Origin of the sequence: Hydrogenophaga sp. (assembly GCF_019635465.1) — a bacterium.
In the GTDB taxonomy this organism is placed as follows: domain Bacteria; phylum Pseudomonadota; class Gammaproteobacteria; order Burkholderiales; family Burkholderiaceae_C; genus Hydrogenophaga.
This window is the reverse complement of sequence record NZ_JAHBZK010000018.1, coordinates 86,747-108,593: the sequence shown is the minus strand read 5'-3', so window position 1 is coordinate 108,593 and position 21,847 is coordinate 86,747. Positions and strand designations below refer to the sequence as shown.

The window sequence follows — 21,847 nt, the reverse complement described above, 5'->3', positions numbered from 1 at the left end:
TGACGCCAGCGGACACGAGACCTCACGACGAGTCGGCCCTTGCGGCGGGCCCCGTGCACGGCGGCGCAATGTCGTGTGTGTGGCACGCGCCGCTCAGCGAACTCGTCGCCATGGCGACAGCGGGCGTCCCGATGGGCCGGGTGGTGGTGGCTTTGCCCTACGCACCCTTGGTGGCCGAAGCCCGGCGAGCCTGGTCGGCTTTGCTGCCCGACGGCACCGGTTTGACACCTCGCTTCACCACCTTGCGCGAGTGGGCGGCGGCGCTGGCGCCCTGGCGAGCGGGATCGGACGACATCAGCCACGACATGGCGCGCGATGCTTTGGTGGCCGGCGCCTGGATCGATCGGGTCGCAGGCGCTCGTGCGGACGCCGGTCTTCGGCGTGAACTGGTCGCCAGATTGATCGCCGCCGCGCGGCAGCTGGCCCCATTGGCCGCCGCGCTGCCGCCCGGGGCGCGTGGCGCATGGGCCGAGGCGCGCCGAGGCGCTTTGGCCACCATCGGCAGCGCTGCCTCCACCCATTGGGAGTCGCTGGTGGCCAACCTGGCGGTCACCTGGGCCGCCAGCTCCGGGCAGGTCACGGATGCGCTTTGGAGCCCGATCGCGGCGCCGGGCGCCGACGCCGATCGGCTGCTGGTGCTGCCAGGCCCTCATCCAGATCCACTGGCCGATGCCTTGCTCGATCGGTGGGGCCCGCAGGGAGGGCGACTGACGTGGTCGCCGCCCGACGCGGCGCCGCCCAGCCTGTGGTCTTGTGACGGCTTCGAACCCGAGGCGCAAGCCGCCGCCGCCAGCGTAATCGCACACCTCAATGCCGGTCGCACACCCGTGGCGCTGATCGCCAACGACCGCTTGCTCACCCGACGCGCCAGCGCGTTGCTGGTGGGTGCGGGCGTGCGTTTGAAGGACGAAACAGGCTGGAAGCTGTCCACCACCCACGCGGCGGCAAGCTTCATGGCGTTGATGCGCGCGGCAGATGCGCGAGCCAGTACCGACGACGTGCTTGAGTGGCTCAAGGTCAGCCCGGCGCTGCAGGGCGAGTCCATGGCAGACTTGGAGCGCCAGCTGCGGCAGAAGGCCGTGTCCCGCTGGGCCACTGCGCCGGTGGCCTTGCGCGACGCGTCGGTCGAGTCGGTACGCGCCAGCCTGCAGGCGCCGCGGCCCCTGGTGCATTGGTTGCGAGACACCGCGCAGGCGCTCGCGCTCAGCGGCCAGTGGGACCTTCTGCAGGCCGATGAAGCCGGCCGACAGCTCATCGGTGTGTTGCGCCTGGGCGAGGCCGCGCACGAACTGGATGGCCTGGGCGAGGGCGCCACCGGTGAGCGGGAGCGAGCACAGCGATGGACGCTGGCCGGCTTTGCCGCCTGGACACGCGATGTGCTTGAAGGCGGGGTGTTCCAGCCCGAGGTACCCGGTGTGCCCCAGGTCATCGTGATGCCCATGGCGCAACGGCTGGGACGCAGCGTGGCGGCCGTCGTGGTGCCCGGCTGCGACGACCAGCACCTGAGCCCGAGCCCCGAGCCCGACACCAGCTGGAGTGCCGCACAACGCGCGGCCCTGGGTCTGCCCGAGCGCGACGCGCTTGCGCAGGCCCAGGCCACGGCGTGGGCGCACCTGTTTGGCGACGGGCCTGTGGACGCCCTTTGGCGACGCCACGACGGCGCCGATGCCTTGCTGCCCAGCGCCTTCGTCGACGGTCTGCCCGAGTCGCCAGGCGAATCCTTGCTCGATGCCCGCCCGACACCCGCTGGTGCAACGTCCATGCCGGCGGCCAGTGCGCCAGCCCTGTTGCCTCAGCGCTTTTCGGCCAGCGCCTACGACGATCTGCGCACCTGCCCCTATCGCTTCTTTGCCCGGCGCCAGTTGCGCCTGGACGCGGTCGATGAACTCGACGCCGAACCCGATCAAAGCGATCTGGGCAACTGGCTGCATGCGGTGCTCAAGGCCTTTCACGAGCAACGCGGCGACCTGAGACCTGGACAGGCGGCCGACCGCGCTGCCATGGACATGGTGGCCGAGCGCGTGGCGCAGACCATGGGCCTGGGCGACGACGCGAGGGAGGGCGGCTTTTTGCCCTACCGCGCTGTGTGGCCCGCCTTGCGTGACGCCTACCTGAACTGGCTCTGGCCGCACGAGGACGAAGGCTGGCGGTTCGAGGCCGCCGAAGCCGAGCGAGAACAACAGGCTGGGCGCTGGACGCTGTTCGGTCGCCTGGACCGCATCGACGTGCGGCGTGATGGTGAAGGCGATGAAACCTATGTCATCGACCACAAGACCGAGAGCCGCACGCGCACCGAGGCCAGGGTGAAAGAGCCTCTGGAAGACACCCAACTGGCTTTCTATGCCGCGTTGCTGCCGGCGCAGCGCCTGCGCGCGGGCTACCTCAGCATCGTGGACACCCGCGGCGAGCAGGGCGAAGCGGCCCGCCTGATCAAGCAGCCCGACATCCTGACCGCACGCGACGCCATTCTTGAAGGGCTGCAGCAAGACCTCGCACGCGTGGCCGACGGTGCCCCCATGCGGGCCCTGGGCGAGGGCGTCGCCTGCGATTTCTGCGCCGCGCGTGGCCTGTGCCGCAAGGATTTCTGGGCATGAGCGCGCTCGCCTATCGCATCGATGACCGGGCGGTCGATCCCCAGGCTTTCTACGCGTGCGCCTGCGACCCGGCGCGCAGCGTGGCCGTGGAGGCCTGCGCCGGGGCGGGCAAAACCTGGATGCTGGTGTCGCGCATCCTGCGCGCCTTGCTGGACGGCGTGCCTGCGCAGGACATTCTTGCCATCACCTTCACCAAGAAGGCGGCGGCCGAAATGCGCGAGCGGTTGCAGCAGGTGCTGAGCGAATGGAGCGAGCTTGACGACGACAGGCTGTGCGTTGCGCTGAGCCAGCGCGGAATGTCCGAGGCGCAAGCGCGCGAGCGTCTGGCCGATGCGCGAGGCCTTCGGGCGCGCCTGCACCAACAAGGGCGACCGGTGCAACTGCGCACCTTTCACAGCTGGTTCGCGGCCTTGTTGCGTGGGGCACCACTGGCGGTGCTGCAAGAGCTGGGGCTGCCGACCCAGTATGAGCTTCAGGAGAATGACGACTCCATCCTGCAGCGGCTTTGGCCCCGCTTCTATCGGGCACTGGCGGGCGACGAGCCCGCGCGCGACGACTTCTTTGCCAGCGTGGCCGACATTGGACGCCACCAGACGTTGCAGGCCTTGCGCAACGCGGTGGGCAAGCGTGTCGAGTTCCAGTGGGCCGACGCAGCCGGCGCGGTGGACAACGCCGTGCGCCCCTTGGGCGATCTCATGCCGGCATGGGCAGGAGCCGAGGCCGACCCTGTGGCTTGGCTGGTGCGGCACGAACGCTTTCGCGCCGAGCTCCTGGCCGCGTCCCAAGCGCTGGGCGGATTCGCCAAGCTCAAGAAGGCCGACACCGCTGCGCGCGAGCTTGAAACGGCCGTCAGCAATGGCGACGGCCGTGCGGCGATCGCTGCGCTGCTGACGGCCAAGGGCACGCCGCGCAAGCTGGGCGAGCAGCCCGATGCCCACCCCGCGGTGCAAGCCGCGCTGGCACGCATCGAAGAAGCCTTGCAGGCCGAGCGGCAGCAGCGCGCGTGGGTCCACCACCAACGCATGGCCCGCCTCACCCGTGTGCTGCTGCGCGTGCTGGCCGAGCTCAAGCTCGAGCGCGGCTGGGTCGACATGAACGACGTGGAGGGCGCCGCACGCCGTCTGCTGGGCGATGCCGAGCTGTCCGGCTGGATGCAGCAGCGGCTGGACGCGCGTGTGCGGCATTTGCTCATCGACGAATTCCAGGACACCAACCCGCTGCAATGGCAGGCCCTGTACGGCTGGCTGTCCGCCTACGCGGGCGCAGGTGCCGGCGAGGCGCCCAGCGTGTTCATCGTGGGCGATCCCAAACAGTCCATCTACCGCTTCAGGCGCGCCGAGCCGCAGGTCTTTCGCGCGGCGCAGGCCTTCGTGGTGCAGGGGCTGGGGGGCGCGCGCCTGTCGTGCGACCACACCCGCCGATGTGCCATCGGCGTGATCGATGCCTTGAACACGACCATGCAGCGCGCCGAACAGGCCGGCGAATACGGCGAGACTGTGGGCGCGGCGTTTCGCACGCACACCACCGCCAGCGACGAGCCTGGCGCGGTCCTCGCCTTGCCTCAGCTGGCCCGCAGCGCCCGGGCACGTGTTGGCGACGATGGCGACAACAGTGGCGCGGTCAGCGAATGGCGCGACAGCCTGAACACACCGCGGCACCTCGCCGACGAGCTGATGAGCGATCTCGAAGCCCGCCAGGCGGCCGACTGGATCGCCAGCGAAATCGCCGCTGGCCACGTCAAGCCGGACGATGTCATGGTGCTGGCCCGCAAACGCGAGCGCCTGGGCTGGATGCACCAGGCGTTGCGCGAAAGAGGCATTGCCAGCGAGCAACCCGACAAGCTCGAGTTGGGCGAAGCACCCGCCGTGCAGGACGTGATCGCGCTGGTCGATGCCCTGGTCTCGCCCGGCCATGATCTGAGCCTTGCGCGGGCCCTGCGCTCGCCCATCGGCGGTTGGAGCGACGACGATCTGGCCGCGCTGGCCATGGCGGTGCGCGCGGCCGGGCAGGGTGCGCACTGGTGGACGGTGCTGCTCGAGTCTGCCGCGCACCCCGACGCGTTGCCGCTGTGGCAAACCACCGCCGAGCGCTGGCAGGCGTGGCAGCAAGCGCTGCTGCAATTGCCGCCCCACGACGCCCTGTCGCTCGTGTACCGCGAGGGGCAGGTGCTGGCGCGCTATGCGCAAGCGGTCCCGCCGGCCCAGCGCCGGGCCACCATCGCCCAACTGCAAGCCCTGTTGGCGCAGGCGCTGGGTCACGAAGGTGGCCGCTTTCTCACCGCCTACCGCTTTGTTCGTGCGATCAAGGCCGGTGGCATTGCGTTGCCCGCGCTGGCCTCGCCCGGCGCCGTGCGCCTGCTCACCATTCACGGCGCCAAAGGCCTGGAGGCCGACACCGTGATGCTGCTCGACACCGATGCCGGACCTGCGCGCGCCGACACCATGGGCGTACTGGTCGACTGGCCGGGTGAAGCGGCGCATCCGCGGGCCTTTGTTTTCGTGGCCAGCGAGAAGCGCGCCCCGTTGTGCGCGCAGCACCTGCTGACGGCCGAGCAGGCGGCGCGCTCGCTGGAAGAGCTGAACGCCCTGTATGTGGCGATGACCCGTGCCGCGCGCCGCCTGGTCGTCTCCAGCTTCGAGCCGGGCCGCAGCGCAGGCGCCACCTCCTGGTGGCAACGTCTGCAGCCCCTGGCGCAATCGACAACACTGCCGACGGCGACAACCACCGTCAAGGACGGCGCTGCCCCTGCGCTCGATCTGTTTGACCTGCCGACCCTGCGCGCCTTGCCTGAGCCGGTGCCCACGCCAGCGACTGTCGAGGCCGACGTCCAGACCCGGTTCGGGCGAGCCGTGCACCAACTGCTGCAGTGGTGTCCGACGCCGGCCGACGGGTTCGACTGGGGCGAGGCGCACCGGCAGGCGGTGGCCGCGTCGCACCAACTCGAGGACGGAATGGCGACGCAGGCCCTCGAGGCCGCGCGTCGCATGGTGCGCGGCGAGGCCGCCTGGGCCTGGGACGATCGCCAGGTAGAGCAATGGGGCAACGAGGTGGAGTTGCTGCACGCGGGTCAGGTTCGCCGCCTGGACCGACTGCTGCTTGAGCGCGCCAGCGGCACCTGGTGGGTGCTGGACTTCAAGACCCACGACGCGCCGCACACCGTGCCAGCGCACCGGGAACAGATGGCGGCCTACCGGGCCGCGGTTGCGGCCATCCATCCGGGCGAGCCGCTGCGTCTGGCGTTCATCAACCCCACCGGACGCCTGATTGAATGGCTAGGCGAGACATGAGCGCCGTCAGCGAAACCAACATCGATGTGGTCATCGTGGGCGGCGGTCCGGCAGGCCTGATGGCGGCCGAGGTGCTGTCGCGCGCGGGCATCGCGGTCGATCTGTTCGACGCCATGCCCTCGGTGGGACGCAAGTTCCTGCTGGCCGGCAAGGGTGGCCTCAACCTGACCCACGCCGAGCCGTTCGAGACCTTTGTGTCGCGCTTCGGCGCACGCGCCGACTGGGTGCGCCCCATGCTGACGGCGTTCGGTCCGCAACAACTGCGCGAATGGGCCGAAGGCCTGGGTGTGGCGACCTTCGTCGGCAGCTCGCGGCGCGTGTTCCCGGTGGACATGAAGGCCGCACCGTTGCTGCGGGCCTGGTTGCACCGCCTGCGGCATCCGGCCAACGGCGGCCCACCGGTGCGGTTTCACATGCGGCACCGATGGACCGGCTTCGACGACGCCGGGCATTTGCGCTTCGACACGCCCGACGGTGAGCGTGTGCTGCAATCCCGGGCCACCTTGCTGGCCCTGGGCGGCGCCAGCTGGCCGCGCCTGGGCTCGGACGGCGCCTGGGTGCCTTGGTTGCGTGAGCGCGGCGTGCCGGTGGCCGAGCTGCAACCCGCCAACTGCGGCTTCGACGTGGCCGGCTCACCGGTGCATGGTGTGAGCGAAGGCTGGAGCCCGCGCTTTGCCGAGCGCTGGGTCGGCCAGCCCTTCAAGACCGTGGCCTTGCGCACCGACGCAGGAGCCTGGCAGCGTGGCGAGTTCGTCGCCACCGCCACCGGCGTCGAGGGCAGCCTGATCTATGCGTTGTCGGCGCCTTTGCGCGATCAGATCGCGCGCGAAGGCCGGGCCACGGTGTGGATCGATCTGTTGCCCGATCACAGCGCAGAATGGGTGCGCAGCGAGGTGTCGCACCCTCGGGGCTCGCGCAGCCTGTCCAGCCATCTCAAGGGGCGGCTTGGGCTCGACGGCATCAAGCTGTCCCTGCTGCACGAGTGCCTTGATCGCGACGCCATGCACGATCCGCAGCGCCTGGCCGACGCCATCAAGGCCTTGCCTCTGGGCTTGCTGCGAGCGAGGCCCGTGGCCGAAGCCATTAGCACCGCGGGGGGTGTACGCGCGGCGGCGCTCGACGCCGGCCTGATGGCGCGCGAGCGCGCTGGTTTCTTTTTTGCCGGCGAAATGCTGGATTGGGAAGCCCCCACGGGCGGTTATCTGCTCACCGCCAGCATGGCCAGCGGAGCATGGGCCGCAGACGCCATGGTGCGGTGGCTCGCTGACCACCCACCGGCCTGAGGCGCAGGCCTGGCGCGTTACGCCTGCAACGCGCTCAGATCGAGCGCATGGGAGCGGCCAAGCCAGAGTGCGCCGTCGCGGTGATCGCTCAATGGGTCACCGGTATTGGGGTGGATCAACACGTCCAATGGGCCATGGTTGAGCGTCAGCCAGCCCACCACATGGGCAAAGCGCTCGGCCTCAAATGCCAGCTGATACGTCCAGACCGGATGGGGGCCGACCGGCTTCTCGTGAAAGCGGCCGATCTGCACTTGATTGCCCAAGGCCTCGCCGATCAACCCACGCAAGGTCCAGGCAGCGTCGCGCGTGGCGGCGTCAAAGTAGACGTGAGCGTGCCAGCTGGCGATGACGGCGGGATCGCGCGAGGGCATGGGTGGGTGGGGGAGATGGGGGTGACGAGCCTTGACCCCGGCACTGGCTTCACGGTTAGGGCTGCTTGGTTCCCCACCTGACCCGGTTGGCCGCTTCACCATGCGGGAAGGCCCGTCGGGGGCGATTGTAGGCGACGGCGGTAAAGCCCCGATGAAGGCAGGGACCCCCCGCATAGAATCGCGGCCATGTCATATGTCGTTCTGGCCCGCAAGTACCGACCGCGCAACTTCCGCGAGATGGTGGGCCAGGGGCACGTGGTCCAGGCCTTGTCCAACACGCTGCAGAGCCAGCGTCTGCACCACGCCTACCTGTTCACCGGCACCCGTGGCGTGGGCAAGACCACGGTGTCGCGCATCCTGGCCAAGTCGCTCAACTGTGTCGGACCGGACGGGCAGGGTGGCATCACTGCCGAGCCCTGTGGCGTCTGCCAGGCCTGCACCGACATCGACGCCGGGCGTTTCGTCGACTACACCGAGCTCGACGCCGCCTCCAACCGCGGGGTCGATGAGGTCCAGTCGCTGCTCGAACAAGCGGTCTACAAGCCGGTGCAGGGGCGCTTCAAGGTCTTCATGATCGACGAGGTGCACATGCTGACCAACACCGCCTTCAACGCGATGTTGAAGACGCTGGAAGAGCCACCCGAGTACCTCAAGTTCGTGCTGGCCACGACCGACCCGCAAAAAGTACCGGTGACGGTGCTCTCGCGCTGCCTGCAATTCAACCTGCGCCCCATGGCACCCGAGACGGTGGCCGAGCACCTGGAGCAGGTGCTGCAGGCCGAGCAGGTGAGCGCCGAACCGGCCGCCCTGCGCCTGCTTGCACGGGCCGCCCGCGGTTCGATGCGCGATGCGCTCTCACTCACCGATCAGGCGATTGCCTTCGGCAACGGGCAGCTGCAAGAGGCACCGGTGCGCCAGATGCTGGGCGCGGTGGATCGTGGCCATGCCTTTCGCATCATCGAGGCCCTGGCGGCGGGCGATGGCGCGGGCGTGGTCAACACGGTCGAAGCCTTGCGGGTCAATGGGCAGAACGCGGCCTCCACCCTCGAAGAAATGACGGGCGTGCTGCAGCGCATGGCGGTGCACCAGAGCGCACCCGACGCCGTGTCCGCCAGCACCGACCCCGACGAGGCGCAGATCGCTGCTCTGGCCGCGGCGTTGCCGGCCGACGAGACGCAGTTGTTGTACAGCCTGTGCCTGCACGGGCGCGCCGAGCTCGGTCTGGCCCCCGACGAATACGCCGGTCTGACCATGGTGCTGTTGCGGCTGCTGGCCTTCAAGCCCTCGGGCACCGCGGAAAAAAAAACTTCGCTGAAGGCGGCTGAGCCGGCGCGAGCGCCGGTTTCGGCCGCGCCGGCAGTGTCTTTGCCGCCAGCGATGCCACCCGTGCAGCCGGCTGCGCAGCCTCGGCCGGTGGTGCGCCAGGAGGCTGTCCCTCCCGCGCCGATCAGCCCACCCCAGGCAAAGACGCACACTGTGCCGGCCGCACCAGAGCCACCTGTCGATGACGCGCCCTGGCCCGACCCCCAGGACGAAGACCTGCCGCCCTGGGACGCGCTGCCGTCGCAGCCGGCAGCGCCAACCCCGGTGGCACCGCCTGCACCTCCCTTGGTCAAGGTGCCGGTGCGCGAGCAGCCCGGCGCGGGTCGGCTGGACCAACCCCGAAGCACCACACCCTTGCAGCTCACCCCCGAGGGCGAGTTCTGGGCCGAGGTGGTGCAGCAATTGATTGACGCCGGCGCGATTTCGGCGCTGGTGCGCGAGCTGGCCCTGCAATCCCAGCTGGTCGAGCGAGAGGCGCTGCGCTGGCGCCTGCGCATCGAGCGCGAGTCGCTCAACCAGGGCAGCAACCGTGAGCGGCTGCAAGCGGCACTGCAGTCGCTGGGGCATGCGGTTGAATTGCTGGTCGAGGCCGGCGCGGTGTCCGATTCGCCAGCCCGGCGCAACGCGGCCGAGGCCGAGCGGCGGCAACGCGAGGCCGAGCAGCAGATCCTGGCCGACCCGTTCGTGCAGACGATGATGCGCGACTTCGGCGGCACAATCGTGCCCGGCTCCCTCAAGGCCAGCACCTGATTTCTCTCTGACAAGGACTTCCCCCATGTTCAACAAAGGACAACTCGCCGGCCTGATGAAACAGGCCCAGGCCATGCAGGACAACCTCAAGAAGGCGCAGGACGAACTCGCCACCATCGAGGTCACGGGCGAATCCGGTGCTGGTCTGGTCAAGGTGGTCATGACCTGCAAGCACGACGTCAAGCGCGTCACCATCGACCCCAGCCTGCTGGCCGACGACAAGGACATGCTCGAAGACCTGGTGGCCGCCGCCTTCAATGCGGCCGTGCGCAAGGCCGAAGAGACCAGCAACGAGAAAATGGGCAAGCTCACCGCCGGCATGCCAGGCCTGCCGCCGGGTATGAAGTTCCCGTTCTGATCCGCGCCACGCCTTGTCCGACCACCGCACCCTTGACGGGCTGATCGATGCGCTGCGCCGCTTGCCCGGCGTGGGGGTGAAGTCGGCCCAGCGCATGGCGTTTCATCTGCTGCAGCACGACCGCGAGGGCGCGCGCCGCCTGGCGGGTGCGCTGACGCAGGCGGTGGACAACGTGCGCCACTGCGCGCGCTGCCACACCTTCACCGAGGACGAAATCTGCAGCACATGCCGCGATCCGCGGCGCGATCGCAGCGTGTTGTGCGTGGTCGAGACGCCCGCCGACCAGGCCGCGATGGAGCGCACCGGCGCCTACAAGGGGCTGTACTTCGTGCTGATGGGCAAACTCAGTCCGCTCGACGGCGTCGGGCCGCGCGACATCGGCCTGGATCGGCTGTTTGATCGCATCGACGAAGCGGACCCCGAGGTGCCGCTGCGCGAAATCATCCTGGCCACCAATTTCACCGCCGAAGGCGAAACGACCGCGCACGTGATCGCGCAGGCCCTCAAGGACCGTGGCCTGCAGGTCACGCGCCTGGCCCGCGGCGTGCCCATTGGCAGCGAGCTCGAATACGTCGACCTTGGCACCATCGCGCACGCGCTGGTCGACCGGCGCTGAGCGTCGCCTTCGAGTACGCCGGCGTACCTGAGTTCGCCGAATCCGCTCGGTAAAAACCCGCTCGGGACTCGTCCGGATGGCGTGTCGCGTGCCTCGACCTAATCTGTGGTCACACGAATCACAGGTCGGGGAAGGACGTCGAGGTCATGTTGGGTCGCCGTGCGTTGGGCATTGCGTTTGTCGGTGGGCTGTTGGGTGCCCGGGCCCTGCACGCCCAGGGTCCGCTCGCGCGCCCGGTGCCGTTCCCCCCCAAGCTGGTCGACACCCGCATCGTCATTGCGATGGATCACCGGGTCGGCTTGCCCAACCTGCCACTGACCGTGGCGCAGCAGCTCAACTTCTTCCGCGAGGAGGGGCTGGACATCGAGTTGCGCGACTACGCCGACACCGGCCAGGCGATGGCCGCCGTGCTGGCCAAGGAGGCGCATGTGCTGAGCGCGCCCTTCACACAGCTGCTGAACCCGGCCTTGCGCGAGTCGATGTGGCAAAGCTTCGTGGTGCAGGCGCGCGCGCCGCAGGTGGTGCTGGGCGTGTCCACCCGCACCCTGACGGGCTACCGCAATGGCAAGGACTTGCGGGGTCGGCGCGTGGGCTGTTCGGTGCATGACGACACGAGCCGCCAGTTGCTGTCGCGGGTGCTGCAGCGCGACGGTGTGGGTGAAGCGGAGATCCAGCTCGCCATGTTGGCGAACCACACGGCGGCTTTGCAGGCCTTTCGCGCTGGCCAGCTCGATGCGCTGTGCCACGCCGACCCAGTGATCACCCAGCTCGAGCAGTCGGGCGAGCTGCGGGTGGTGGCCGACGCGCGCAACCTGCGCGGTACGCACGAGGTGTTTGGCGGACCGCTGCCGGTGGGCTGTCTGAGCGCCCCCGCCGGCTTTGTCGAGCAGTTTCCGCGTCTGACACAGGCACTGACGGACGCCATGGTGCACGCGCTCAAATGGTTGCAGACGGCGGGCCCTTCCGACCTGATCAAGACGGTGCCGGAAGGCCACTTCCAGGGCGACCGCGCGCTCTACCTCGCGTCGGTCGAACGCTCGCGCGAGGCCTGGACGGTGGACGGGCTGATGCCCAAGGGCGGGCCCGAAGCCGCGGCGCGTGCGCTGGGCGAGGCGAGCATCGGGCCGGTGGACCTGGCACGCCGCTTCACCAACGTGTTTGCGGCGAAGGCCAAGGAGCGATTCCGCGCCTGAATTCCTGAGGCCAGAGGTCTTGACTGGCTTCAGGGCGCCTTGACCTTGCTGGCCACGCGGGTCTTGTCGCTGCCCGATTTCTTCTTGCCGCTGGCGGCGTTGCGGGTCTTGTTGGCCGTGGGCTTGCTGCGCTTCTTGGCGGTGGCACTGCCGGCCTTGGGCGGCAGGTGCAAGGTCAGGCGCTGGCCGCTCTTGAGCGCCGTGTTGACCGACATCCCGTTCCACTCGGCCACACGCACGGCGCTCAGGCCATATCGCCGTGCCACCTTGGCCACGTTGTCGCCTTTGCGGGCCCGCACCACCACGCGACGGGTGCCCGCCTCGGGTTGCAAGTTGAGCATGCCGTTGTCGGCCACATGGGCGGGCACGTCGCGGTCGAAGCGGTCGCTGCGCGGCACGATCAGGCTGGAGCCGGCGCGCACCCGCATGCGCGCCGGGATGTTGTTGACGCTGCGCAGGTCGCGCTCGCTCATGCCGACCCGCTTGGCCGCCTCGGCAGCGGTCATGGTCTTGGGCACGACCCAGGCCGTCCAGCTCGCCAGCGGGCCCTGGTGGGCTTTGAGGTTGCGCTGGAAGATGAGGGCGTTGTCCCAGGGCAGCAGCACATTGGGCGTGCCGTTGGCCATGACCACAGGCTGCTTGAGGGACGGGTTGAGCGCACGCACGTCGTCTTCGCTCACCTCCGCCAGCCGAGCAATCAGGGACACGTCCATGTCGCGCTCGATGGTCACGGTGTCAAAGAAGGGGTGGTTGCCGATGTCGGGCAGCGTGGCGTTGTAGCGCTCGGGGTGCGCCACGATGTTCTTGACCGCCTGCAGCTTGGGCACATAGTGGCGGGTCTCGTTGGGCATGCTCAGGTCGAGGTAGCCGGTGGGCAACCCGCTGCGCTGGTTGCGCGTGATGGCCCGCCCCACATTGCCCTGGCCCCAGTTGTAGGCGGCCAGCGCCAGTTGCCAGTCGCCAAAGCGCGCGTACAGCTGCTCCAGGTAGTCGAGCGCGGCGCGCGTGGACGCCAGCACATCGCGCCGGTCGTCCCTGAAGGCGTTTTGCTTGAGGTCGAACGACGCGCCGGTGGCGGGCATGAACTGCCACATGCCGGCGGCGCGTGCGCTGGACACGGCCGTCGGGTTGAAGGCGCTTTCAATGAAGGGCAGCAAGGCCAGTTCACTGGGCATGCCACGGCGCTCGAGCTCCTCGACGATGTGGAACAGATAGCGCCGCGAGCGCTCGGTCATGCGCTGGATGTAGTCAGGCCGGGCCAGGTACCACTGCTCGTGCTGGCGCACGAGCTCATCGTCGAGGTCGGGCATGGCCATGCCGCGGCGGATGCGCTCCCACAGGTCGGCGGGCGCGTCCAGCGAGGTCACGGTGGGTGTGTTCAACGGCGCCACGGCGATTTCGCTCAGCGGCACGTTCGCCGGCAGCCGTTGTGGCGGCAGGGGTGCCGCTGCCGCGGACGCAGCGTCGGTGGCAGCAGGCGTGGTCGCGGTTTTTGTGGCGGGCGCAGTGCCGTTGTCAACGGTGACGGTGCTGGCGCAGCCCGCGAGCAAGGCAGCCAGGGTGGAGGCGCAGGCGGCTTGCCAACCGCGGCGCAGCGCCAGAGACAGACGAATCATCGGAACACGTTTTTCCATTCCCGCAGGGCGGCCAGCACCGACACGGGGTCGCTGCCACTACCGGGTGCCTGCGCAGCGGCGGCCCGCACCACGGCGGGCTCTGTTGTGCGCAGGAAGGGGTTGATGTGGCGCTCCAGCTCGATCGAGCTGGGCAGGGTGGGTTGCTGGCGCGCGCGCAGGGCCTCGCAGCGCGCCTGGTACGCAACCAGCTCGGCGTTGGCGGGTTCAACCGCCAGCGCAAAGCGCAGGTTGGACAGGGTGTACTCGTGCGTGCAGCACACGCGGGTGTTGCCGGGCAACGCAGCCAGCCGGCCAAGGGAGTCGTGCATCTGCGCCGGAGTGCCCTCGAACAGGCGACCGCAGCCGCCCGAGAACAAGGTATCGCCGCAGAACACGAGAGGCAGGCCGCCCACATCGCCGCAGAAATACGCGATGTGCCCGCTGGTGTGGCCGGGCACGTCGATGACGTCGAAGGTCAGGCCCAGGGCCTGCACCTGCTCGCCGCCGCTGACCCGCGCCAGCGGTTCGGGCATGGTCTCGAAAGCCGGGCCGATCACCCGCGCGCCGGTGGCCTCGCGCAGCTCGGCCACGCCGCCGGTGTGGTCGGCGTGGTGGTGGGTGATCAGGATGGTGTCCAGCGTGAGCCCGGCTTCCTTGAGCGCTTGCAACACGCCGCTGGCTTCGCCCGGGTCCACCACCAGCGCGCGCTGCCCGTTGTGCAGCATCCAGATGTAGTTGTCGGTGAAGGCAGGAATCGGGATCGGCTGCATGGGGACGGTCGAGGGACGTGTAGAGTGCGGGCTCGTTCGCAAGACCCCCGAAGTGTCGCAGACATTGCGGCGCAGAACGCCCCTGACGCATGACCGATTCCCTGCACAGCCTGTCCGACTGGTTCGACACGGCACCCGGCCAATACCTCCTGGCCTGGGAGCAGGATCGCTTCGACCTCGCGGTGGCCGACATCTTCGGCTTCAACGCCTTGCAACTGGGGTTGCCGCAGCTGGCGACCCTGCGCGCCAACCGCATGCCCCACAGATGGCTGGCACTGCCCGAAGTTCCCGACGCGTCACCGCTCAACTGCGCACTGGTGGCTGATGCCGCCGCGCTGCCATTCCCAGAGTCCAGCATTGACCTCCTGGTGCTGCCGCACACACTGGAGTTCAGCGCCGACCCGCACCATGTGCTGCGCGAGGTCGAGCGCGTGCTGGTGCCCGAAGGGCGGGTCGTGATCAGTGGCTTCAACCCTGCCAGCCTGTGGGGCGCCCGCCAGGGCCGGGCGCGGCTGATGCAGCGCATGGGCATCGGCTGGTTCGGCGCCTCCCGGCTGTACCTGCCCGACGCTGGCGCCTTCATCGGCCCCTGGCGTTTGCGCGACTGGCTGCGCCTGCTCAGCCTTGAGCTCGAATCGGAGCGCTACGGCTGTTACCGCCCGGCGGTGCACAGCGACAAATGGTTGCAGCGCTACGCCTGGATGGACCAGGCGGGCGAGCGCTGGTGGCGCATTCTGGGGGCGGTGTATTTCGTGGTGGCGGTCAAGCGGGTGCGTGGCATGCGTGTGCTGGGGCCAGCCTGGAAGCCACGCCGCGCGCCTGCGGCGGCACCGGTGTCCATTGCCAACCGCCATTGATTGAACAGAAAGAAGAGACCAAGTTGAACCACGTGGTGATCTACACCGATGGCGCCTGCAAGGGCAATCCGGGCCCTGGCGGCTGGGGGGCGTACCTGCAGACCGAGGGACATGAGAAGGAGTTGTGGGGGGGTGAGGCCAACACCACCAACAACCGCATGGAGTTGATGGCGGTGATTGAAGCGCTGTCAGCGCTGAAGCGGCCCTGCCGCGTCTCGCTGCATCTGGACAGCCAGTACGTGCGCCAGGGCATCACCGAGTGGATCCACAACTGGAAGAAGAAGGGCTGGGTGACCGCGTCGAAGCAACCCGTCAAGAACGTGGAACTCTGGCAGCGCCTGGACGCTCTGGTGCATGGTGGGCAGCACCGCATCGAGTGGCATTGGGTCAAGGGCCATTCGGGCAACCCGGGCAACGAACGCGCCGACGCCCTGGCCAACCGGGGTGTGCCGGGCTGAACCGGGTTGAGCCGGATCGGGCGGGTTGCGACAGACGTTTCCCGCCGTTCGACCGGGACAAGTGCGGCGTTTACCCACGGTTCACAACGTGGCCGCACAATGTGCGCCATCGTAAGCACGGCAACGGTCGGTAAGCCCGCGTGGGGTCGGCCGCCGGCGGTCATCTCTTGAGCGAGTGAGTTCATGGCGAAACCTTCCCTGACCGCCTCGGTGGCGGTCGCCGGTCTGGTGGTGGCGGTTCTGGCCGCGTGGTGGTGGCAACAGCGCCCCGCCCGATCCACGGCGCAGTCGCCGACGGCGGCCGCAGCCCAGCCATCGGCGGGCAGTGCCCGCGCTGGTGGGCCGGCCAGCGTGGAAGTCACCCAGGTGCGCACCGTGCGCCTGCAAGACGATGCCCAGGCCGTGGGCAGCCTGCGCTCCCGCCAGAGCGTCACCCTCAAGCCCGAAACCGCCGGCCGCGTGGCGCGCATTGCCTTTGCCGACGGCGCCCGGGTGCGCCGTGGCCAGGTGCTGGTGCAACTCGACGACACACTGCAGCGCGCCGAACTCAGCCAGGCACAGGCGCAGCTGTCGATCGCGCGCGCCAACCTCAAGCGCAACGAGGAACTGCTGGCACAAAGCTTTGTGGCCGCGCGCGTGGTGGACGAAAGCCGCGCTGCACTGCAGGTGGCCGAAGCCCAGGTGGCCTTGGCCGATGCGCGCTTGCAGCGCATGCGCATCACCGCCCCCTTCGATGGCACCCTCGGCCTGCGCAGCATCAACCTGGGCCAGTACGTCAAGGACGGCGACGAGCTTGTCAACCTGGAGGACACCTCCGAGCTCACCGTCGATTTCCGCCTGCCCGAGCGCTACCAGAGCAGCATCGCCGCCGGGCAGATGGTGCAGGTGCAACTTGACGCATTGCCCGGGCGGCGCTTCGAGGCCAGGGTGCTGGCGGTGGATCCGTTGCTCGACGCGAACGGTCGCTCGATCGCGGTGCGTGCGGTCATGCCGCGCGTGGCCGATGCCAACCTGCGCCCTGGCATGTTCGCGCGCGTGCTCATCGTGTTCTCGGTCAACGAGGCGGCGGTCGTGGTGCCCGAAGAGGCGGTGTTTCCCCAGTCGGGCAAGCAGTACGTGGTGCTGGCCGAAGAACAGGGGCAGGGCGACGCGAAGAAGCTCGTTTCGCGGCGCGTCGAGGTCGAGCTGGGCGTGCGGCGCGGGGCCGAGGTGCAGATCCTGTCGGGCCTGACGCCGGGCATGACGGTGGTGGTGGCCGGCCAGCAGCGCCTGCAGCGCGACGGCACCGCCGTGCAGGTCGTCAACCTCAAGGCCGCGCCCGCGGGCAACTGAGGCCCCTTCATGCAGTTGCCCGAAATCGCCATTCGCCGCCCGGTGTTCGCCACCGTGCTGTCGCTGCTCATCCTGCTGGTCGGGGTGGTGTCGTTCAACGGGCTGTCGGTGCGCGAGTACCCCCGCATCGACGAACCCACCGTCACGGTCACCACCCGCTTTGGCGGCGCCTCCAGCGAGGTGATCGAGTCGCAGGTGAGCAAGGTGCTCGAAGACTCGCTGGCCGGCATCGAAGGGGTGGACGTGATCACCTCCATCAGCCGCCAGGAGCAAAGCCAGATCACGGTGCGCTTCAAGCTCGAGCGTGACCCGGACGCCGCGGCCGCCGACGTGCGCGACAAGGTCAGCCGCGTGCGGCAAAAGCTGCCGCAGGACGTGGACGAGCCCACCATCGCCAAGGTCGAGGCCGACGCCAGCCCGGTCATCTGGCTGGCCCTCAACTCGGACACGCTTACGCCGCTGGAGCTCAGCGACGTGGCCAACCGCCTGGTCAAGCCGCGTTTGCAGACCGCACCCGGCGCGGCCGACGTGCGCATCTACGGCGAGCGTCGCTACTCCATGCGGGTGTGGCTCGACCCGGACCGGTTGGCCGCCTACAACCTCACGGTGCAGGACGCCGAGGACGCGCTGCGCCGCTCCAACCTCGAAGTGCCGGCCGGTCGCATCGAAAGCGCGCAGCGCGAGTTCAACGTCACCGCCGCCACCGATGTGCAGTCGCCCGAGCAATTTCGCGCCATCGGCATCCGCACCGTCAACGGTCAGACCATCCGCCTGGGCGACGTGGCGCGCGTCGAGCAAGCGCCGCAGGATGAGCGGGTCTCGGTGCGCTACAACGGCCGCGACGCCATCTCGCTGGGCGTGATCCGCCAGGCCACGGCCAACCCGCTGGAGCTGTCGGCCGCGGTGCAGGCCATGCTGCCGCAGATCTCGCAGGATTTGCCGCCGGGCATCCGCGTCGAGATCGCCAACGACAACTCCATCTTCATCGACCGCTCGATCAAGGCCGTATACACCACGATCGCCGAGGCCGTGGTACTCGTTGCGCTGGTGATCTTCGTGTTCTTGCGCACCTTGCGCGCGTCGGTGATCCCCATCATCACCATCCCGGTGAGCCTGATCGGCTCGTTCGCGCTGATGGCGCTGTTCGGCTTTTCGATCAACACGCTCACGCTGCTGGCGCTGGTGCTGGCCATCGGCCTGGTGGTGGACGACGCCATCGTCATGCTCGAGAACATCTACCGTCACATCGAAGAGGGCATGAAGCCCTTCGATGCTGCCATCCGGGGCGCTCGCGAAATCGGCTTTGCCATCGTGGCCATGACGCTGACGCTGGCCGCCGTGTACGCCCCGCTGGCCTTCACGCCCGGGCGCACGGGCCGCTTGTTCGCCGAGTTCGCGCTGGCACTGGCCGGCGCCGTGGTGGTGTCGGGTTTCGTGGCGTTGACCCTCTCGCCCATGATGTGCTCCAAGCTGCTGCGCCACGTCGAAAAGCCAGGCCGCTTCGACCGCTTCATGGAGCGCGTGCTCAGTGGCGTCAACCGGGGCTACGACCGCGCCCTGGCGGGCTCGCTGCGGGTGCGCTGGCTGGTGGTGGGCGTGATGCTGGCCAGCGCCGCCGGCAGCGCGTGGCTGCTGATGACCACGCGGTCCGAACTGGCCCCGATGGAAGACCGCGGCGTCATCCTGGCCTCGATCAACGGGCCGGACGGCGCCACCCAGGCCTACACCAGGCGCTATGCCGAAGCGATCGAGACCATTGCGCGCAGCCAGCCGGAGTTCGACCGCGTCTTCACCGTGGTGGGCAACCCGTCGGTGGCCCAGGGCAGCGTGATCATGCGTGGCAAGTCGTGGGAGGAGCGCGAGCGCACCACGATGGAAATCGCGCGCACCATCGCACCCAAGCTGGCCGGCCTGCCGGGCATCAGTGCGTTCCCGATCACGCCGCCTTCGCTGGGGCAGGGCTTTCGCGAGCGGCCGCTGAACTTCGTCGTGGTGACCAACGACAGCTACGAGAATCTCTCGGGTGTGGTGCGCAAGCTGCAGGAGCGCATGGCGCAGAACCCCGGCATCGTGCAGGTCGACACCGACCTGCGTTTGAACAAGCCCGAAATCCGCCTCGACGTCGACCGCGAACGCGCGGCCGACATGGGCGTCAGTGTGGACGCCATCGCCCGCACGGTGGAGACCATGCTGGGCGGGCGCACCGTCACCCGCTACAAGCGCGACGGCGAGCAGTACGACGTGGTGGTGCAGACCGTCTCGGCCAACCGAAGCACGCCCGAAGACATCGATCGCCTGTTCGTGCGTGGCCGCGGTGACGCCATGATTCCGCTGGCTTCACTGATCACCACGCGCGAGATCGTGGTGCCGCGCGAGCTCAACCACTTTGGTCAGCGGCGCAGTGCGTCCATCACCGCCAACATCGGGCCCGACTATTCCCTGGGCGAGGCCTTGCAGTTCATGGACCGGATATCGGCCGAGATCCTGCCGCCGGGCTACACCACCGATCTCAACGGTCAGAGCCGCGAGTTCCGCAAGGCCTCGGGCTCGCTGGCACTGGTGTTCGTGCTGTCGCTGCTGTTCATCTACCTGGTGCTGTCGGCCCAGTTCGAGAGCTTCATCGACCCGCTGATCATCATGTTGTCGGTGCCGTTGTCCATGCTGGGCGCTTTGCTCGCGCTCAAGCTCTCGGGCGGCACGCTCAACGTGTTCAGTCAGATCGGCCTGATCACGCTGGTGGGGCTGATCACCAAGCACGGCATTCTGATCGTCGAGTTCTCCAACCAGCTGCGCGAGCAGGGCATGGACAAGCTCGCGGCGGTCAAGCAGGCGGCCGGCCTGCGCCTGCGGCCCATCCTCATGACCACCGGCGCCATGGTGCTGGGGGCCATTCCGCTGGCGCTGGCCACCGGCGCCGGCGCCGAAAGCCGTCAGCAGATCGGCTGGGTGATCGTGGGTGGCATGAGCGTGGGCACCTTGCTGACCATCTTCGTGGTGCCAACGATGTACACCTTGCTCTCGCGCATGAAGGCGCACCAGCCGGCCGCTCTGGTCCGGCCGGAAACACACGACACGGACGCACCGGGCGCCGTACCCGCCAAGTGAACGGCGCCCGAGGCGAAACTCAGATCGCGCCGTCGAACAGCATCACTTCGACGGTGTCGCCCACGGCCACATTGCCCTGCTCGTGACGCAACACGATCAGGCCGTTGGCCTGCACCATCGAGCTGAGCACGCCTGAGCCCTGGTTGCCGGTGGTGCGCGCCACCAGGCTGCCATCGGGTTCCCGCACCACGGTCCCGCGCTGGTACTCGGTGCGTCCGGGCTTCTTGCGCATGGCTTCACCACTCTTTGCCTGCAGCAGCACGGGCTCGGTCACCGTGGCGCCCATGAGTTGTTGCAGGGCAGGGCGCACAAAAGCCAGAAAGGTCACCATCACCGCCACCGGGTTGCCAGGCAAACCGAAAAGCACCGACTGCCCGATGCGCCCGACCGCCATCGGCCGTCCTGGCCGCATGGCGATGCGCCAGAAGGCCACGTCGCCCAGCTGCTTCATCATGGCCTTGGTGTGGTCGGCTTCGCCCATGCTCACGCCACCGCTGGTGATGATGGCGTCGGCCCGCGCAGCCGCATCGCGAAAGGCGGCCTCGAGTCGCTCGGGCTGATCGGGGATCACGCCCATGTCGATCACCTCCACACCCATGCGGGTGAGCAGACCGAACACGGTGTAGCGGTTGCTGTCGTACACCGCGCCTTCGCGGGGTGGCTCGCCCAGGCTGAGGATTTCGTCGCCGGTGGAGAAGTAGGCCACGCGTGCGCGGCCTACCACCGTCACCGAGGGCAGGCCCAGGCTGGCCAGCAGGCCCAGCGCGGCCGGCCCCAGGCTCTGCCCTTTGCGCAGCGCGGGCTGTCCGGCCATCAGGTCTTCGCCCATGAAGCGGCGGTTGTCGCCGGGCTTGACCACTTTGGGTGGCACCGTGACCTGATCGCCCTCGACCTTCACGAACTCGATCGGCACCACCGTGTCCAGCCCCGTGGGCATGATGGCGCCGGTCATGATCTTCACGCACTCGCCGTCGCCCACCTGGCCCGCCCAGGCCTTGCCGGCGTAGGCGGTGCCGACGCAGCGCAACGTGCGCCCGTCTTCACCCAGCCACGCGCCGCGCAGCGCGAAGCCGTCCATGGCCGAGTTGTCGTGCGGCGGCACGCTGATGGGCGAGACCACGTCCGCGGCCAGCACGCGGCCGAGCGCGTCGAAGATGCCCACCGTTTCACTGGCCTCGATGGGTACCACCAGGCGGGCCAGGAATTGGTTGACCTGCCCGGCCGACAAGGCCTGCGGGTCGTAGCCCTGAAGCTCGGCGGCGATCTGCTCGATGGTCTTGGCGGTGGTCTGTGTCATGGGCCGGCTTGTTCGAGCGCGTGCAGTTCGTCGAGGGTGTTGGTGTTGGCAAAGGCGCGCGGGTCGTCGCCCGCCTGGTCGAAGGGCACGAGCACCGTGTGGTGCTGCGCCGTCCAGCGATCGATCTTGCGCCCGCCGCCCTGGGTGAACGCGCTCAGGCTTTCCAGCAGCTCGGCCTTGAGCAGGCAGAACACCGGCTGGGCGCGCACCTGGCCGTCGGCCTCGGGCGCGCCGACCATCGCGATCTCGGTGGCCGGATCGTCGAACGCGCTGGCCAGACGCTTGGCGAGGTCAAGCGGGAAGCGCGGCACGTCGCAGGGCACGGTCAGCAGGTAGGGCGTCTCCACCCGCTCCAGGCCGGTGAGAAAGCCCGCCAGCGGGCCGGCGTAGTCGCTCAGTGAGTCGGGCCACACCGGCGCGCCGAAGGCCTCGTAGGCACCCAGGTTACGGTTGGCGTTGATCATCAGTTCGCTCACGAGGCCGCCTTCCTGCAACTGCAGGCGCAACAGCGCGTGCAGTGCCAGCGGTGTGCCGTTGAACTTCTGCAGGCCTTTGTCGGCACCGCCCATGCGGGCACCGCGCCCGCCGGCCAGGACCAGCCCGGTGATCTGGTTCGCTTCGATCATGTGGCTTTGGG

General features: G+C 68.8%; 16 protein-coding genes and 1 other RNA gene. 11 read left to right on the top strand and 6 right to left on the bottom strand.

Annotated elements, in window-relative coordinates:
* Positions 1-110: 110 nt before the first annotated feature.
* The 3 genes from KF871_RS16290 to KF871_RS16280 are packed head-to-tail and all read left to right on the top strand — an operon-like array spanning position 111 to position 7,164.
* Positions 111-2,594: a PD-(D/E)XK nuclease family protein gene (locus KF871_RS16290; protein ID WP_291144865.1), complete on the top strand. Its 2,484-nt coding sequence runs from the start codon at positions 111-113 to the stop codon at positions 2,592-2,594.
* Positions 2,591-5,881, top strand: coding sequence for an exodeoxyribonuclease V subunit beta (locus KF871_RS16285; RefSeq protein WP_291144861.1), 3,291 nt, complete (start codon positions 2,591-2,593; stop codon positions 5,879-5,881). Before KF871_RS16290 ends, KF871_RS16285 begins: the two co-directional genes overlap by 4 nt.
* Entirely contained in the window at positions 5,878-7,164 is a 1,287-nt protein-coding gene (locus KF871_RS16280) for a TIGR03862 family flavoprotein (protein ID WP_291144858.1), read from the top strand. Before KF871_RS16285 ends, KF871_RS16280 begins: the two co-directional genes overlap by 4 nt.
* Positions 7,165-7,181: 17 nt before the next feature.
* Here KF871_RS16280 and KF871_RS16275 read toward each other — a convergent pair whose 3' ends face one another.
* Both KF871_RS16275 and ffs read right to left on the bottom strand, forming a co-directional pair.
* A complete protein-coding gene (locus KF871_RS16275; RefSeq protein WP_291144855.1) occupies positions 7,182-7,535 on the bottom strand; it encodes a DOPA 4,5-dioxygenase family protein in 354 nt (117 codons plus the stop codon).
* 20 nt (positions 7,536-7,555) lie between these two features.
* Positions 7,556-7,652: signal recognition particle sRNA small type (gene ffs, locus KF871_RS16270), an RNA gene on the bottom strand.
* A gap of 69 nt (positions 7,653-7,721) precedes the next feature.
* Between ffs and dnaX the strand changes: the two genes are divergently transcribed.
* From dnaX to KF871_RS16250, 4 genes are all read left to right on the top strand, one after another.
* On the top strand, positions 7,722-9,608 hold the full coding sequence (gene dnaX / locus KF871_RS16265; protein WP_291144852.1) for a DNA polymerase III subunit gamma/tau: 1,887 nt from the start codon (positions 7,722-7,724) through the stop codon (positions 9,606-9,608).
* Between the two features lie 25 nt (positions 9,609-9,633).
* Positions 9,634-9,966, top strand: coding sequence for a YbaB/EbfC family nucleoid-associated protein (locus tag KF871_RS16260; RefSeq protein WP_291023783.1), 333 nt, complete (start codon positions 9,634-9,636; stop codon positions 9,964-9,966).
* Positions 9,967-9,979: 13 nt separating this feature from the next.
* Positions 9,980-10,582 carry a recombination mediator RecR gene (recR, locus tag KF871_RS16255; RefSeq protein ID WP_291144849.1) on the top strand — a complete coding sequence of 201 codons (603 nt, stop codon included), beginning with the start codon at positions 9,980-9,982 and terminating at the stop codon, positions 10,580-10,582.
* Between the two features lie 146 nt (positions 10,583-10,728).
* On the top strand, positions 10,729-11,775 hold the full coding sequence (locus KF871_RS16250) for an ABC transporter substrate-binding protein (RefSeq protein WP_291144847.1): 1,047 nt from the start codon (positions 10,729-10,731) through the stop codon (positions 11,773-11,775).
* Between the two features lie 29 nt (positions 11,776-11,804).
* Here the strand turns inward: KF871_RS16250 and KF871_RS16245 are convergent, their stop codons facing one another.
* Positions 11,805-13,391: a transglycosylase SLT domain-containing protein gene (locus tag KF871_RS16245; RefSeq protein ID WP_291144844.1), complete on the bottom strand. Its 1,587-nt coding sequence runs from the start codon at positions 13,389-13,391 to the stop codon at positions 11,805-11,807.
* A complete protein-coding gene (gene gloB / locus KF871_RS16240) occupies positions 13,388-14,161 on the bottom strand; it encodes a hydroxyacylglutathione hydrolase (protein WP_291144841.1) in 774 nt (257 codons plus the stop codon). The genes KF871_RS16245 and gloB overlap by 4 nt, the downstream gene beginning before the upstream one ends.
* A gap of 89 nt (positions 14,162-14,250) precedes the next feature.
* On the opposite strand from gloB, the gene KF871_RS16235 reads away from it, so the two are divergent.
* The 4 genes from KF871_RS16235 (at position 14,251) to KF871_RS16220 (ending at position 19,913) form a co-directional block, all read left to right on the top strand.
* Positions 14,251-15,018 (top strand): class I SAM-dependent methyltransferase, encoded by a 768-nt coding sequence (locus KF871_RS16235; RefSeq protein WP_291144839.1) that lies wholly within the window; start codon positions 14,251-14,253, stop codon positions 15,016-15,018.
* A gap of 23 nt (positions 15,019-15,041) precedes the next feature.
* The gene (gene rnhA / locus KF871_RS16230) at positions 15,042-15,476 is read left to right on the top strand and encodes a ribonuclease HI (protein ID WP_291144836.1); all 435 of its coding nucleotides are present in this window, start codon (positions 15,042-15,044) and stop codon (positions 15,474-15,476) included.
* A 183-nt stretch (positions 15,477-15,659) separates the two neighbouring features.
* Complete coding sequence (locus tag KF871_RS16225; RefSeq protein ID WP_291144833.1) at positions 15,660-16,808, top strand: efflux RND transporter periplasmic adaptor subunit; 1,149 nt, start codon at positions 15,660-15,662, stop codon at positions 16,806-16,808.
* A gap of 9 nt (positions 16,809-16,817) precedes the next feature.
* Positions 16,818-19,913, top strand: a complete 3,096-nt coding sequence (locus KF871_RS16220) for an efflux RND transporter permease subunit (protein ID WP_291144830.1) — start codon at positions 16,818-16,820, stop codon at positions 19,911-19,913.
* Between the two features lie 19 nt (positions 19,914-19,932).
* Here KF871_RS16220 and glp read toward each other — a convergent pair whose 3' ends face one another.
* A complete protein-coding gene (gene glp / locus KF871_RS16215; RefSeq protein WP_291144827.1) occupies positions 19,933-21,210 on the bottom strand; it encodes a gephyrin-like molybdotransferase Glp in 1,278 nt (425 codons plus the stop codon).
* Positions 21,207-21,836 (bottom strand): molybdenum cofactor guanylyltransferase MobA, encoded by a 630-nt coding sequence (gene mobA / locus KF871_RS16210; protein WP_291144824.1) that lies wholly within the window; start codon positions 21,834-21,836, stop codon positions 21,207-21,209. Before mobA ends, glp begins: the two co-directional genes overlap by 4 nt.
* Positions 21,837-21,847: the final 11 nt, after the last annotated feature.